Source organism: Pseudomonas xantholysinigenes (assembly GCF_014268885.2).
In the GTDB taxonomy this organism is placed as follows: domain Bacteria; phylum Pseudomonadota; class Gammaproteobacteria; order Pseudomonadales; family Pseudomonadaceae; genus Aquipseudomonas; species Aquipseudomonas xantholysinigenes.
In genome coordinates, this window is sequence record NZ_CP077095.1 from 3,007,895 (window position 1) to 3,023,229 (window position 15,335).

General features: G+C 63.4%; 12 protein-coding genes. 6 read left to right on the forward strand and 6 right to left on the reverse strand.

Going from position 1 to position 15,335, the window contains the following annotated elements:
- The first annotated feature begins 445 nt into the window (after nt 1-445).
- Nucleotides 446-1,255, forward strand: a complete 810-nt coding sequence (gene panB, locus HU772_RS13305; protein WP_186662714.1) for a 3-methyl-2-oxobutanoate hydroxymethyltransferase — start codon at nt 446-448, stop codon at nt 1,253-1,255.
- Here the strand turns inward: panB and HU772_RS13310 are convergent.
- Nucleotides 1,243-2,643 (reverse strand): aminotransferase-like domain-containing protein, encoded by a 1,401-nt coding sequence (locus HU772_RS13310; RefSeq protein ID WP_186662715.1) that lies wholly within the window; start codon nt 2,641-2,643, stop codon nt 1,243-1,245. The genes panB and HU772_RS13310 overlap by 13 nt on opposite strands.
- Nucleotides 2,644-2,888: 245 nt before the next feature.
- Nucleotides 2,889-3,791, reverse strand: coding sequence for a helix-turn-helix domain-containing protein (locus HU772_RS13315; RefSeq protein ID WP_186662716.1), 903 nt, complete (start codon nt 3,789-3,791; stop codon nt 2,889-2,891).
- A gap of 163 nt (nt 3,792-3,954) precedes the next feature.
- Here HU772_RS13315 and HU772_RS13320 point away from each other — a divergent pair, with 163 nt between their 5' ends.
- From HU772_RS13320 to HU772_RS13335, 4 genes are all read left to right on the forward strand, one after another.
- Nucleotides 3,955-5,313, forward strand: coding sequence for a glutamine synthetase family protein (locus HU772_RS13320; protein ID WP_186662717.1), 1,359 nt, complete (start codon nt 3,955-3,957; stop codon nt 5,311-5,313).
- Nucleotides 5,314-5,476: 163 nt separating this feature from the next.
- On the forward strand, nt 5,477-6,565 hold the full coding sequence (locus HU772_RS13325; protein ID WP_186662718.1) for a polyamine ABC transporter substrate-binding protein: 1,089 nt from the start codon (nt 5,477-5,479) through the stop codon (nt 6,563-6,565).
- Nucleotides 6,566-6,578: 13 nt separating this feature from the next.
- Nucleotides 6,579-7,874, forward strand: coding sequence for an NAD(P)/FAD-dependent oxidoreductase (locus HU772_RS13330; protein ID WP_186662719.1), 1,296 nt, complete (start codon nt 6,579-6,581; stop codon nt 7,872-7,874).
- Between the two features lie 128 nt (nt 7,875-8,002).
- A complete protein-coding gene (locus HU772_RS13335) occupies nt 8,003-8,680 on the forward strand; it encodes a DUF3313 domain-containing protein (RefSeq protein WP_225923012.1) in 678 nt (225 codons plus the stop codon).
- A gap of 44 nt (nt 8,681-8,724) precedes the next feature.
- Here HU772_RS13335 and HU772_RS13340 read toward each other — a convergent pair whose 3' ends face one another.
- Together HU772_RS13340 and HU772_RS13345 are read right to left on the reverse strand one after the other, a co-directional pair.
- Nucleotides 8,725-9,999, reverse strand: coding sequence for a serine/threonine transporter (locus tag HU772_RS13340; RefSeq protein WP_225923154.1), 1,275 nt, complete (start codon nt 9,997-9,999; stop codon nt 8,725-8,727).
- 291 nt (nt 10,000-10,290) lie between these two features.
- Nucleotides 10,291-11,667 (reverse strand): L-serine ammonia-lyase, encoded by a 1,377-nt coding sequence (locus tag HU772_RS13345; RefSeq protein WP_186662722.1) that lies wholly within the window; start codon nt 11,665-11,667, stop codon nt 10,291-10,293.
- Nucleotides 11,668-11,813: 146 nt separating this feature from the next.
- Between HU772_RS13345 and HU772_RS13350 the strand changes: the two genes are divergently transcribed.
- Entirely contained in the window at nt 11,814-12,749 is a 936-nt protein-coding gene (locus HU772_RS13350; RefSeq protein WP_186662723.1) for a LysR substrate-binding domain-containing protein, read from the forward strand.
- Nucleotides 12,750-13,765: 1,016 nt separating this feature from the next.
- Here HU772_RS13350 and hpaR read toward each other — a convergent pair.
- Together hpaR and hpaA are read right to left on the reverse strand one after the other, a co-directional pair.
- On the reverse strand, nt 13,766-14,188 hold the full coding sequence (hpaR, locus tag HU772_RS13355; RefSeq protein ID WP_186655314.1) for a homoprotocatechuate degradation operon regulator HpaR: 423 nt from the start codon (nt 14,186-14,188) through the stop codon (nt 13,766-13,768).
- Nucleotides 14,189-14,363: 175 nt separating this feature from the next.
- Nucleotides 14,364-15,266, reverse strand: coding sequence for a 4-hydroxyphenylacetate catabolism regulatory protein HpaA (hpaA, locus tag HU772_RS13360; RefSeq protein ID WP_186655309.1), 903 nt, complete (start codon nt 15,264-15,266; stop codon nt 14,364-14,366).
- Nucleotides 15,267-15,335: the final 69 nt, after the last annotated feature.

The following is a 15,335-nucleotide window of genomic DNA, read 5'->3' on the forward strand; positions in this document are numbered from 1 at the left end:
AACCAAAAAATCCTCGCTCCATTCATCCGGCCCCTACGCTGCGCTCCGGGGTCCCCTCGCTCCGTTCTTGCTCCCGGGAGGACCGCGCTGAACGCCCCATCCTGGGGCGCAGCGCTTGACGGGCATCCATGCCCGTCACCTCCCTTCGCAAGAACTCCGCTCGGCCTCCTGAAGTCGCAATTGGCGGCGCCTGAACTATCGCGCATTTAAAAGCAAGATCAAGATCAAGATCAAGATCAAGATCAAGATCAAGATCAAGATCAAGATCAAGATCAAGATCAAGATCAAGTTGAATTTCCTGTTACTTATAACTTTCCTGTCAAGACCCTAACAATAGAAACCCTTACAAACACCTGAGCCGCATTATTGCCAAAATCTGTACCTTGTTTGCCCACACGATAGGTTAATAATCCCTCACCTCCCCCCCTGATCCCCGGAGGTACCGATGACCACCCACACCCGCCGCCTCACCATCACCGACCTTGCGGCCATGAAGCATCAGCAGAAAATCACTGCCCTCACCGCCTACAGCACCCCAATCGCCCGGCTGATCGACCCGCTGATGGATTTCATCCTCGTCGGCGACTCCACCGCCATGGTTGCCTATGGTCGACGCTCGACCCTGGCCATGGGCCTGGAAGAAACCATCGCCCACACCCGCGCCGTGGTGGACTGCACCCAGCATGCCTGCGTGATCGCCGACATGCCCTTCGGCAGCTACCAGGAATCGTTCGCCCAAGCCCTGCGCAACTGCGCACGCGTGCTCGCCGAAACCGGCTGCGACGCCGTGAAACTCGAAAGCAACCAAGCCCTGGCACCGACCGTCGCCTTCCTCGTCGAGCGCGGCATTCCCGTGATGGCCCATATCGGCCTGATGCCGCAGTTCGTCAACCTGATGGGCGGCTACAAAGCCCAGGGCCTGACCGAAACAAGCGCCACGACCATCAAGCAGGACGCCCAGGCCAACCTCGCCGCCGGAGCCTTCAGTCTGCTGCTCGAAGGCGTCGCCGAACCCGTGGCCCGATACATCAGCGAACACAGTGCGGTGCCCTGCATCGGCATTGGCGCCTCGCCGGCCTGCGATGGGCAAATCCTCGTCACCGAGGACCTGCTCGGCCTGGGCGGGCCAAATACACCGCGCTTCGTCAAGCAATATGCCGACGTCGCCGCCGTGATCCGCGCAGGCTGCGAACGCTACGCCAACGATGTGCGTCAGGGTGAGTTCCCCCAGCCGCAACATTGCTACGGCTGCTGAGGCGCCTCGCGGATCGCCTGGGCCAGGCTGACCACCGCGCCCTCGATGTCCTGCCCCCAGTCGACGGTGAAACTAAGCCGCAGATGGTCGCGCCAATGACCGGTCTGGCTGAACATCGTCCCCGGCGCTATGACGATGCCTTGAGTCAACAGGCGTTCACAGACACCCTGCATATCGACCCCACGCGTTGCCTGCAGCCAGAACGCGGCCCCCGCCACCGGCGACGTCAAACGCAGGCAGTCGCCGGCATGCCGGTGCAGGAGAGCCGCCATGCGCGCCCGGCTCGCGGCCAGCTGGCGGGCCAGCTCTGCCAGGTGCCGCTCCAGGCGCCCCGCCGCCAATAGCCGCGCAATGGCCTGCTGGCGACAGGCTGGCAGGCGAAAACCATGTACAAGAAACGCTTGCTCGAGCACCGCGGCGCCGCCGCGGCACAGCAGGTAACCGAACGGCGCCTCGGCGCCAAGGCACTTGTCCAGGCTGGCGAACACCAGCAGGCGCTGTGGGTCAGCGAAGTCACGGTATCGCGGCAACGCCGGATCCCCGCACAGGTCACCGTAGGTGTCGTTCTCTAACAGCCAGACCCCGTGCTCGGCCAGCAAGGTACACACCTGCTGCTTGTCCTGTGCAGGCATCAGCCCGCCTTGGGGCACGTTCACCGTCGACGACAGCAACGCCGCCTGCACCGGCGCCGTGGCCAGCAAATGAGCCATGGCCTCTAGATCGAAGCACCCCTCCCGCCCCAGCGGCATTTCCACCGTTTCCAATCCTGCCGTTTGCAACAGGCGCAACACCAGCCATGAACAAGGTGATTCCACCAGCACCCGAGCGCCCATCGGCAGCAAGGTGCGCAAGGCCAGCAGCAACACACTGCGCAGCTCGGAGCCAATGAACACCTGGTCGGCCTGCCAGTGATGGTCGAGATCGCGGCTGTAGCGAGCAGCCAGGGCCTGGCGCAGTTCAGGATCGCCGCAGGGCGAGAAAGGCGGCGTATCGCTATGCGGCAGCTGCCGCGACAGGGCACGTTCGAGTGTCAGCAGCGGGACGTTGAGATTGGCCAGCAGGCTCGGCGCATCGCTGCTCAGGGCCAGCATCCCGGGCTGGCGGGCACTGAGATAGACACGGTCGATCAGCGCCGCATTGGCCGGTGCGGCGGCGACGTCGCGGGCGACGCTGAAGTAACCGATCTTGGGGCGCGCCTGGATCCGTCCCTGGGCCTCGAGCAAAGCGAAGGCCTGCTTGCTGCTCGACAGCGAGACCCGCAAGTGGCGGGCGACCTGGCGCAATGACGGCAAGCGATGCGCCTGCGCCGAGGCGCGGGCATCGAGCCAGTCGCTGAGGTAGCGATGGACCTTCTGGTAGGTGAAACGGGGTGTGCGCTCGGTATCCATGCCGGACCTTTCAAGAGGCTGCGCTGACACGCAGGGAACAGGACTGGCAAGAATACCGCGTCGCCTGCTTCGCGGCTAAAGCCGCTCCTACAGGTACAGTGCATGGCCTGAGCTCAACCAATCCCTGCGCCCTGTGCTGCCTGAGCGCAAAACCTGAGATCAGTGCGATCCCTGTGGGAGCGGCTTCAGCCGCGAACACCGGCGCAGCCGGTGCCAGGCGCCGCATCGCCGCCTCCAGCTAGCGCTCAAAACCCTCGTGCGCGGCGCAGTGTCTCGCTCGGCAGTTCTCGAAACAGCTGGCGATAACTTTCAGAAAACCGCCCCAGGTGCCAGAACGACCAGCGCATGGCCACCTCGGCCACGGTCACGCCCTCCTCGCGCAGCAGGTCGCGCCGCGCGCCATTGAGCCTGCGCAAACGCAGCCAGTGCGCCGGCGGCAGGCCGGTGAAGGCCTTGAATGCCTGCTGCAACTGGCGTAGCGAAACCCCGGCAACCTCGGCCAGCTCCAACAGATTGAGGGTTTCGTCCGGACAATCGGCAGCCCATTCGCTGACCCGGCGCATGATCGCCCGTTCCTCGTCACGCCGCCCCAGCGCCTGGCCTTGCAGGCGCTGGCCGGCGTTGTCGAGGACGAACAGGCAGTCTTCCAGCAATTGCTCAGCCAGTACCTGCCCTTGCAGAGACGTCTCGGCCTGGCCCAGGCGGGTCAGCGTGGCGCTCAGCCAACTGCCGAACACAGCGGTCTGCTGGCAGGCCAGCGGCACCATGAATAGGCCGCGCAAACGCTCCAGGTCCAGCCCATGGCTGGCCAGAAACGGCTGCTCGAACACCACCGCCACTTCCTGGTAGTTCTCGGGCGTGATCCAGATATTGCGGCAGTCTTCGTTGAGCAGGTACAGGCTGTTCTCGCTGCGGTCGAAACAAAACGCCAAGGCGCCGCTGGGAGCGCGGAAGAACTGCTCGACCCGCGTATTCAGGCGCTCCTCGTACACCTCCACGCCCTCCAGCGCCAGCCAGCGCAGTTGCCCGTTGAAATGCCCAGGGGACATCTGCCGGTACTGCTGCTGCCAGCCAGGGGTGGCGCGGATCTGCTCGGTCACATCGGTGGTCCGCAGATCCTGGACTTGCAAGGCGGTTGGCGTGTTCACGCACGGTCCTATTGCACTCTTTTGGTGCATTCAACAACGCAGAAAGTGGATAGATCGCCCCGCGGGGCTGCGCCCAAGATAGCCCTCAGCGTCACCTGTGGGAAGTGCCCCACGGCACAGCGCGCCTTGCGTCCCACCACAACAACCCAACCAAGAGGTCTGTATGAACGCCCCCTTCGATCAGCTGTCCACCTGGCTGAAAGAACACCGGATCACCGAAGTCGAATGCGTGATCAGCGACCTGACCGGCATCGCCCGCGGCAAGATCGCCCCGACCGCCAAGTTCCTCCACGAGCGCGGCATGCGCCTGCCCGAGAGCGTGCTGCTGCAGACCGTCACCGGCGACTACGTCGACGACGATATCTACTACAGCCTGCTCGACGCCGCCGACATCGACATGGTCTGCCGCCCCGATCCCACGGCGGTGTACCAGATCCCCTGGGCCATCGAACCGACCGCCATCGTTATCCACGACACCTTCGACAAGCAGGGCAACCCCATCGAGCTGTCGCCGCGCAACGTGTTGAAGAAAGTGCTCAAGCTCTACGCAGACAAAGGCTGGCAGCCGATCGTCGCGCCGGAAATGGAGTTCTACCTGACCCAACGCTGCGAAGACCCGGACTTGCCGCTGCAAGTACCGATGGGGCGCTCGGGCCGTGCCGAAAGTGGCCGCCAGTCGTTCTCCATCGACGCCGCCAACGAATTCGACCCACTGTTCGAGGACGTCTATGACTGGTGCGAGATCCAAGGCCTGGACCTGGACACGCTGATCCACGAAGACGGCCCGGCGCAGATGGAAATCAACTTCCGCCACGGCGACGCGCTGGACCTGGCCGACCAGATCACCGTGTTCAAGCGCACCATGCGCGAGGCGGCGCTCAAGCACAACGTCGCCGCCACCTTCATGGCCAAGCCGATCACCGACGAGCCGGGCAGCGCCATGCACCTGCACCAGAGCGTGGTCGACATCGCCACCGGCAAGCCGATCTTCGCCAATGAAGACGGCAGCATGAGCGCGCTGTTCCTGCACCATATCGGTGGCCTGCAGAAGTACATCCCCAAGCTGCTGCCGATGTTCGCGCCGAACGTCAACTCGTTCCGCCGCTTCCTGCCCGACACTTCGGCGCCGGTGAATGTCGAGTGGGGTGAGGAGAACCGCACCGCCGGCCTGCGCGTGCCGACTTCCAGCCCCGAGGCCATGCGCGTGGAAAACCGCCTGCCGGGCGCCGATGCCAACCCCTACCTGGCCATCGCCGCCAGCCTGCTGTGCGGCTACATCGGCATGGTCGAGGGGATCGAGCCGAGCGCGCCGGTACAGGGCCGCGCCTACGAGCGGCGCAACCTGCGCCTGCCGATCACCATCGAGGACGCGTTGCAGCACATGGAAGACTGCGAAAAGGTCCGCGAGTACCTGGGCCAGAACTTCGTCCAGGGCTACGTGGCGGTCAAGCGCGCCGAGCATGAGAACTTCAAGCGGGTGATCAGCTCCTGGGAGCGCGAGTTCCTGATGTTGAGCGTTTGACCCCATAGAGGGCGCCTGTGGGAGCGGGTTCAGCCGCGAATGTGATTGAACCTTCACCGCCGCATTCGCGGGTAAACCCGCTCCCACAGGCAACGCGCTGCCCATAAGCGTGCGCAAACTCCGTTACACCGAACCCGAAGAACAAGACCAACGAGGTGTCGACATGCGTCATCCGAAAGCCCTGATCCCCGCAACCTTCGCCCTGCTGTTCGCTGCCGCCGCGCACGCCCAGCCGACAGTGAGCGTGTACAACTGGACTGACTACATCGGTGACACCACCCTGGCCGACTTCCAGGCCAGCAGCGGGATCAAGGTGGTCTATGACGTGTTCGACTCCAACGAGACCCTGGAGGGCAAGCTGCTGGCCGGGCGCACCGGTTACGACGTGGTCGTGCCCTCCAACCATTTCCTTGCGCGCCAGGCCCAGGCCGGCGCCTTCCTGCCGCTGGATCGCAGCAAACTGTCGAACTGGCGGCACCTGGACCCCAAGCTACTCAAGCAATTGGAGCAGAATGACCCCGGCAACCAGTACGCCGTGCCTTACCTCTGGGGCACCAACGGCATTGGCTACAACGTCGACAAGGTCAAGGCCGTGCTGGGTATCGACAAGGTCGATTCCTGGGCGGTGCTGTTCGAACCGGAGAACCTGAAGAAGCTCAAACAGTGCGGTGTGGCGTTCATGGACTCCCCCGACGAACTGTTCCCGGCCATCCTCAACTATCTAGGCATGGACCCGCGCAGCGAGAAGCCCGGCGACTACAAAAAAGCCGAGGCCCGCCTGCTGGAGCTGCGCCCCTACATCACCTACTTCCATTCCTCCAAGTACGTCTCGGACCTGGCCAATGGTGATGTCTGCGTGGCCTTCGGCTATTCCGGAGACGTGTTCCAGGCCGCCCATCGTGCCGAGGAAGCCGGTAACGGCGTGAAGGTGGCCTATAGCATTCCCAAGGAAGGCAGCAACCTGTGGTTCGACCTATTGGCCATCCCCAAGGATGCCAAGAATCCCGACCAGGCCCTGGCCTTCATCAACTACCTGCTCGACCCGCAGGTGATCGCCAAGGTCAGCGCCACGGTCGGCTACGCCAACGCCAACCCGGACGCCAAGGCCGACATGGCCCCGAGCCTGGTGAACAACCCCGAGATCTATCCACCGCAGGAGGTCCTGGACAAGCTGTATGTCTCGACCATGCCCAGCCCGGGCATCCTTAGGCAGATGACCCGCTCCTGGAGCAAGATCAAGTCCAACCGCTGAGCCGAGCCCCGTCATGCCACAAATGAATGAACACACTGCGTCCTACTACGCCGCCTCGGCACGCCAAGGCACACCCTACCCCGTGCTCGACCAGGAGCTGCAAGCCGACGTCTGCGTGGTCGGCGGCGGCCTGACCGGGGTCAATGCCGCCCTGGAACTTGCCGAGCGCGGCCTCTCGGTGATCCTGCTGGAGGCCCGCCGTATCGGCTGGGGCGCCAGCGGGCGCAACGGTGGCCAGCTGATCCGCGGCATCGGTCATGACGTCTCGGGCTTTGCCCGGCACGTCGGCCAGGATGGCGTGCATTACCTGAAGCAAGCCGGCATCGACTCGGTGGCGCTGGTGGCCCGGCGCATCGAGCAATACGGCATCGACTGCGACCTGCGCTGGGGTTTTTGCGAACTGGCCAACACCCCGGCGCAATTCGCGGCATTCGAAGACGAACAGCGCGACCTGGCCGAGCTCGGCTATCGCCACGAGACACGCCTGGTCGCCCCGCAGCGCATGCACGAGATCGTTGCCAGCGACCAGTACGCCGGTGGCCTGGTCGACATGGGCTCGGGCCACCTGCACCCACTCGACCTGGTCCAGGGCGAGGCGCGCGCCGCCCATGGCCTGGGCGTGAAGATCTTCGAGCAGAGCCCGGTGCTGCGCATCGAGCACGGCAGCACCGTGACCCTGCACACGGCCCGTGGCAAGGTGCGCGCTCAAAGCCTGGTGCTTGGCTGCAACGCCCACCTGGACGAGCTGGAGCCACGCCTGAGCGGCAAGGTGCTGCCGGCCGGCAGCTACGTCGTGGCCACCGAGCAGTTGCCCGCGCACGTTGCCCGCGCATTGATCCCGCAGAACATGGCGCTGTGCGACCAGAAGGTCGGGCTGGACTACTACCGCCTCACCGCCGACCATCGCCTGCTGTTCGGCGGCGCCTGCCACTATTCCGGCCGCGACCCGAAGGACATTGGCGCCTACATGCGGCCGAAGGTACTGAAGGTGTTCCCGCAACTGGCCGAGGTGCGCCTGGACTACCAATGGGGCGGCATGATCGGCATCACCGCCAACCGCTTCCCCCAGGTTGGGCGGCTGAGCCAGCACCCGAATGTGTTCTATGCCCAGGGTTACTCCGGGCATGGGCTCAACGTCACCCACTGGACAGCGAAACTGCTGGCCGAAGCCATCGCCACCCAGGCCAGCTACGGGTTGGATGTGTTCAGCAGCGTGCCGCACCTGACCTTCCCCGGGGGCAAGGCGTTGCGCTCGCCGCTGCTGGCCCTGGGGATGTTGTGGTACCGGTTGCGTGAAACGCTGGGGTGAGCACTTGAGGAGCCGGGGTCGCTTTGCGAAAAACCACCAGTACCTTGAAAGGGATACTCCAACCGCTGGCCAACCGCCAAGCACCTGCTAGCGTTGTTCTGGCCACTTCCCTCATGGAACCTTTGATCATGATGCAACTGTCTCGCACCACCCTGCTGTGCGCTGCCTTGCTGGCGTTGGTTGCCTGTTCCAGCAACCGTGTCGACCCCAAGGACTACTCCGGATTCCTCAAGGACTACAGCCGCCTGAAGCCCGCCGAAAGCGCCTCGGGCGCGCCGGTGATGCGCTGGGTCGACCCGGACATCAAGGCCAGCCAGTACACCAAGGTATTCATCGAACCGAGCCAGTTCTATCCCAAGCCGCAGCCTACCGACGTGATCTCGGCGCAGACGCTGCAAGCCATCACCCGCTACTTCAATGACGCGATGCGCCGCGAGTTGGGCAGTGTGCTGACCTTGGTCAAGAGCCCCGGGCCAAACACCATCGTGGTACGCCCGGCGATCACCGCCGTGTCCACCAGCAGCGAAGGCCTCAAACCATACGAGGTAATCCCCATCGCGCTGGTCGCCGCCGCGGTCAACACCGCCGCTGGTGGGCGTGACCAGGAGGTGGACATCGCCGTGGAAGCGGCCTTCCTCGATGGCGCCAATCAGAAGGTCCTGGCCCAGGTCGTGCGCAAGGGCAGTGGCAAGGAGCTGGAGAACAAGACCACCCAGCTGACGTTGGACGACGTCAAGCCGGTACTCGATGGCTGGGCCAGCGACATGCGTCGCAGCTTCGTGGCGCTACAGCAAAAAGCCAAGTGAACGAGCGCGCAGGCCGGCTCCTTGCGCAGGAGCCGGCCTGGCAATCAGGCGACGAAGCTGTAGACGATCGCCGACAAGGTGATCAGGCCGATCAAAACCACAAATACATTCGACAGTTTGCCCGAGTACTGACGCAGCGCCGGCACCTTGTGCACCGCGTACATCGGCATCAGGAACAGCAAACAGGCGATCACCGGGCCACCCAGGCTCTCGATCAAGCCGAGGATGCTCGGGTTCAGGGTCGCCACCGCCCAGCAGGTCAGCACCATGAACAGCGCCGTGACACGCTCCAGGCGCTTGGCCGGCCAGGTCTTGCCGCGCCCGCGCAGGCTCTTGACGATCATGCCCTGGAAGCCCTCACTGGCGCCGATGTAATGGCCAAGGAACGACTTGGTGATCGCCACCAGCGCGATCAGCGGCGCGACGAACGCGATCACCGGGGTCTGGAAGTGGTTGGCCAGGTACGACAGGATCGAGATGTTCTGCGCCTTGGCCGCCGCCAGGTCGCCTGGGCTCAGGGCCAGCACGCAGCTGAAGCAGAAGAACATCACCGTCAGCACCATCATCACATGGGCAGTGGCCAGGGTACGCCCGCTCTTGCGATCGGCATCAAGGCCATAGCGGTGTTTCTGGTCGACGGCGAACGCCGAGATGATCGGCGAATGGTTGAACGAGAACACCATCACCGGGATCGCCAGCCACAGGGTCAGCAGCAGTTTCGAGGCACTGAAGCCTTCGTTGGCCTGGGCGAAGAAGGCGCCATTCCAGTTGGGAATCAGGCTCAGGGCCAGCAACAGCAGCGAGGCGACGAAGGGGTACACCAGCACGCTCATGGCCTTGACGATGATCTGCTGGCCACAACGCACCACGATCATCAATCCACAGATCAGCAACAGCGCGAGCAAGGCTCGGGGCGGCGGGGCGATGTGCAGCTGGTGCTCGAAGAAGCTGGTCAGGGTGTTGGTCAGCGCAACGCTGTAGACCAGCAGGATCGGGAAGATGGCAAAGAAGTACAGCAAGGTGATCAATTTGCCGGCACCGGTGCCGAAGTGCTCTTCGACCACTTCGGTGATGTCTTCGTTGCCGCCTTTGCGCCCGGAAAGCACGAAGCGAGTCAGTGCCCGATGGGCGAAGAAGGTCATGGGGAATGCCAGCAGCGCCAGGATCAGTAACGGCCAGAAGCCGCCGACCCCGGCGTTGATCGGCAGGAACAGGGTGCCGGCGCCGATGGCCGTGCCATACAGGCCCAGGGCCCAGGTGGTGTCGTGACGGTTCCAGGTGCTCGCGCCCGCAGCCGGGGCAGCCGAATCCGCACGCATGCGCGTGGTGCTTTGTACATCTGTCATAGGTATCGCCTTGTAGTTGTTTTTGTCGCAGGTACAGCGGGTATTGCAGGTCGCTTATTGATTTAGCCAGGCCCTGTAGGAGCGGCCTTGCGTCGCGAAAGGGGTGCGCAGCGGCCCCAGATTCCGAGCCACAATCGCCACTGCTGGGGCTGCTGCGCAGCCCTTTCGCGACGCCAGGCCGCTCCCACAGGGGGATAGTTCCCTGCGCGGCAGCGTAGCCCGAAGGGCTCGGCGATCTCCTACAGCGCAGTCAGTACGAAGCCATCAACACTCGACGAAGGCGACGGCCAGGCCGCCGCGCGATGTTTCCTTGTAGTTGGCATGCATGTCCGCGCCGGTATCACGCATGGTGCGGATCACCCGGTCGAGGGAAATGAAGTGTTCGCCGTCGCCACGCAAGGCCATCTGCACGGCATTGATCGCCTTCACTGCGGCGATCGCGTTGCGTTCGATACAGGGGATCTGCACCAGGCCGCCCACCGGGTCGCAGGTCAGTCCAAGGTTGTGCTCCAGGGCGATTTCGGCAGCGTTTTCCAGCTGCGGCGGCGTGGCGCCAAGTACCTCGGCCAGCCCTGCGGCGGCCATCGAGCAGGCCGAACCGACCTCGCCCTGGCAACCAACCTCGGCGCCGGAAATCGAAGCGTTCTTTTTGCACAGGATGCCCACCGCGGCAGCGGCCAGCAGGAACGCCACCACATCGTCGTCGCAGGCGCCGGGGTTGAACTTCATGTAGTAGTGCAGCACCGCCGGGATGATCCCCGCCGCACCATTGGTGGGCGCGGTAACCATGCGTCCGCCGGCGGCGTTCTCTTCGTTGACGGCCAGGGCGAACAGGTTGACCCACTCCATGGCGCTGAGGGTCGAGCCGATCACATTGGGTTTGCCCAGCTCCTGCAGGCTGCGGTGCAGGCGCGCCGCGCGGCGCTTGACCTTGAGTCCGCCAGGTAGGATGCCTTCGTTGCGCAGGCCGTTGTTGACGCACTCGCCCATCGCCGCCCAGATCTTCAGCAACCCTTCGCGGACTTCGCTTTCCGGCCGCCAGGCACATTCGTTGGCCAGCATCAGCTGGCTGACGCTGAGGTTGTGGGCCTTGCACAGCGCCAGCAACTCGGCGCCACTGGAAAACTCGTAGGGCAGCTCGACCTGCCCGCCAGCGGCCTGCGGTGCGTCGATCTCGCTGGCCTCGACGATGAAGCCGCCGCCGACCGAATAGTAGGTCTGGCTGAACAGGCTGGCCTGGCCGCAGAAGCATTCGACGGTCATGGCGTTGGGGTGGTAGGCCAGGTTCTCGTCGAGCAGGCGCATGTCACGGGCATACTGGAACTCGACCGGGTGGCTGCCATCGAGCAGCAGGCAGTTTTCCTGCATCAGTTGATCGATGCGCGGCTCGATGCTCTGCGGGTCGATCCGGTCTGGCCACTGGCCCATCAACCCGAGCAGACAGGCACGGTCGGTGGCATGCCCCACGCCGGTGGCCGACAGCGAGCCATACAGACGCACCTCGACCCGCGTCACCTGGGCCAACAGGCCTTGTTCACGCAGGGTCTGGGCGAAGGTCGCGGTGGCGCGCATCGGGCCAACGGTGTGGGAGCTGGACGGGCCAATGCCAATCTTGAAGAGGTCGAAAACACTGATAGCCATGCTAATGCCTGACCATGACGCATAACGGAAACACGCCATGGTTCTCTGGAAAAATTGAACGGTATTACAAAGTTGCGCGATACTGCCGCGCTCAGGTCGGCTTGACCAACGAAACTTCCTACACAAGCCTTTAGCAGGACTAAACGATGAAAGGGCCACTTAACGGCCAGGTGTTCGTCTGGCTGCATGTGTTTTCCTGCGCCGCGCGGCACTTGTCGTTCACCCGCTGCGCCGAGGAGCTGCACATTACCCCCGGAGCGGTCAGCCAGCAGATGCGCCAACTCGAGGAGCGCCTGGGCTTTCGCCTGTTCCTGCGTCGTGCTCGCGGCGTCGAACTGTCCGCCGAAGGCCAGCGCCTGGCGCAGACAGTAGCGGAGGCCTACGGCAGCATTGAAGCAGAGCTGCTGCGCCTGGATGCTGGCGAGATCCGTGGCACCTTGCGCCTGCGCTCGATCCCATCGTTCCTGGCCAAGTGGCTGACGCCGCGCCTGCCACGCTTCCAGCAGCGCTACCCGGACATCGAACTGCGTCTGGTGGCCGAGGACAGCAACCAGGCGTTGCACCCGGAAGACTTCGACCTGGCCATCGATCTCAACGACGGCAGTTATCCGGGCATGCTTTCCACGCCGCTGCTGGACGAGCAGATCTTTCCCGTCTGTTCCCCTGCCCTGCTGCGCGGCCGCCCGCCTTTGCACGGCCCGGCCGATCTGGCGCACTACCCGCTGCTGCACGACATCACCGCCTGGCGTGGCAGCTCGGAATATGCCGAATGGGAGTTCTACCTCGACGGTATTGGTGCTGCCGGGTTGGATGTGCGCCGCGGGCATACCTTCAACCGCAACCACCTGACCATCGAGGCGGCCATTGCCGGTGTCGGCGTGGCCATTGCCCGGCGCACCCTGCTCAACGACGAGCTGGAGCGTGGCGCGTTGATCGTGCCGTTCGGCGTGCCGATCGCCAACCACAAACGCTACGTACTGCTGTACCCGCCGGGCGGGTTGAACCAGCCAGGAGCACGGGCGGTGCATGACTGGCTGGTGGAAGAAGCGCAAAGTTTCAGGGCCATGTGGGAAAGAAGTTGAAGACCGGCCTTCAGGGCCGTTGCCGTTGCCGTTGCCGTTGCCGTTGCCGTTGCCGATCAAGAGGCTAGCGCCAAACCCAACGCGCGACAGCTGCGCCAGCCCAGGCGCCGCCCGTACCTTCGCGACTTCAGGAGGCCGAACGCAGGCCTTGCGGAGGGAGGTGACGGGCATGGATGCCCGTCAAGCGCTGCGCCCCAGGATGGGGCGTTCAGCGCGGTCCTCCCGGGAGCAAGGCCGGAGTGAGGGAACCCGGAGCGAAGCGGAGGGCCGAATGAATGGAGCGCAGCGTTTTTTGGTTACTTTTTGTCGCGTTTGACAAAAAGTGACTCGCCGTAAAGGCGAAAAGGTGACTATGCGTCGACATAGCAAATGAATGCGCTTACATCTGTAGAAACCCACGCCGACCGACTTTGACTTTGACTTTCAGAGCGTGGGTTTTGAAAGTTATACGCTCATTCATTGGCGATGGCGACGCATAGTCACCTTTCCGCCCTTACGGCCAGCCCTTTCAAGGTCTTTGCGTTTTTCGGATGTGGCCGCTTCAATTCAAGATTGCCGGGGCTGCGTTGCAGCCCTTTCGCAACACAAGGCCGCTACAGGTGACCGTGCCGCCCTGTAGGAGCGGCCTTGTGTCGCGAAATTCTAAGTCGGACGCCAATTCTCAACACCTTGAAAGGGCTGGCCCTTACGGCGGCCTACTTTTGTGGCAAAAGTAGGCAAAACCGTTCCGCTCCGTTCATCCGGCCCCTACGCTTCGCTCCGGGGTCCCCTCGCTCCGTTCTTGCTCCCGGGAGGACCGCGCTGAACGCCCCATCCTGGGGCGCAGCGCTTGACGGGCATCCATGCCCGTCACCTCCCTCCGCAAGAACTCCGCTCGGCCTCCTGAAGTCGCAATTGGTGGCGCCTGAACTATCGCGCGCTTAGAAGCAAAATCAAGAGCGCAACAGCAACCGAGTCGACAGAAGTGTGAATTGATTGTTACTCGAGTCTATATTCCGAGCACACAGTTCCCTCTCTCAAGGCTTGACCTTTTTCAATTCATTCAACAACACCATGAGCTGCTCCAACTTATCCGTCCCGAATTGCCGCTGGATCTCCTGATAGTTGCGCTCCATCTCCTCACTCATCGCCAGAAACGCCTGCTGCCCTCGCACAGTCAGGCTGATGAAGATCCGCCGCTGGTCTTCCGGCGACTTACGCCGTGCCACCAGGCCATCGCGTTCAAGGCGCTTGAGCACGCCACTCATGCTGGGTTTGAGAATGCATGCCAGATCCGCCAGCTGGTGGCTTTCCAGCTCACCCTGCTGGCGCAGGATACGGATCACCCGCCATTGCTGCTCGGTCAGGTCATGGGCATTGAGGGCCGGGCGGAAGAACGCCATCGTCGCTTCGCGGGCCTGCAACAGGGTCAAGGTCAGGGAGGGTCTTGGTTGGGTCATCAGGATAAAGGGCTGGTTTTATTAAGATATTAATAAAGTGAAAACCATTTACCCCCACCCTGTCCAGCCTCCGTGAAAAGTACCAGCGTTCCCAGCCAACGCCCATTCACCCCAGGCTTCCCGCCGTTGCACGATCAAGCCCCTGTCCCAACGCCTGGAGGCCAACGTGCAGCGCTCAACGCAACCCCGCCTGACGCAGGCGATATTCCCCAGGCGTGGTGCCCGCGTGCCGCTGGAAAAACCGGCTGAAGTACGCCGGGTCCTTGAACCCCAACTGATAGCAGATCGCATTGGCCGAGCCCCCCGTGTACAGCAACAGTCGCCGCGCTTCCTGCATCAATCGTTCGAACACCAAACGCTTGGACGGCAAGTTGGCAATTCGCCGGCAGACGTCGTTCAACCGCGCCTCCGTCACCCCCAGCGCCGCTGCATAGGCCGGCAGTGTCCAGTGATCCAGGTAGTGCCGCTCGATCAACTCGTTGAACCGGCGAAACACCTGCAAGTCCTCATGCCGCGCGGGATTGGCCGGCAACGCATTGGTACTCAGGCGCAACAGGCTGATCATCACCAACCGCGCCAGGTCCTGCACCGCCGTGCCCTGCCCCACCTGGCCCCGACCCATTTCGCTGCCCAACAGGTCGAGCAGTTGCTCCAACCGGCGCGCCTCTTCAGCCCCCTGGCCCTGCAACGGCCCCAAGGCAACGCATGCCGGAGCCAAGTGCGCGCCCGCCACCAGCCCTGGCTCGGCCTGGAGCAATTGCCAAACCAACTGCTGGCTGAGGGTCAGCACATGGCCGTCGGCATCGGGCTCGGTCACGAAGGCGTGGGGGATGGTCGGCGGGGTCAGGAAGAACATCGGCCCCGCCTCGTGAAACTGCTGGTCATCGAGGAACACCCGCACGCTGCCACTCTTGACGTAATGCACCTGGAAGAAACGGTCATGGCGATGCACCGGCATGTTGCGACCGAAGAACCCAGCCAGGTTGCCAAGCCGGTCGTAATGCACCTCGCTGTCGCTGTAACGCTGGTCGTAGACCTGCCCGATATTGATATTGGGAATCGGCTGTCGCGCTTTCATTGTTGTTCTCGTGCCGGTGGGACTGCCCGGAATCGCCATCGTAGCACCGTCGATGCCTTGACGATCGTT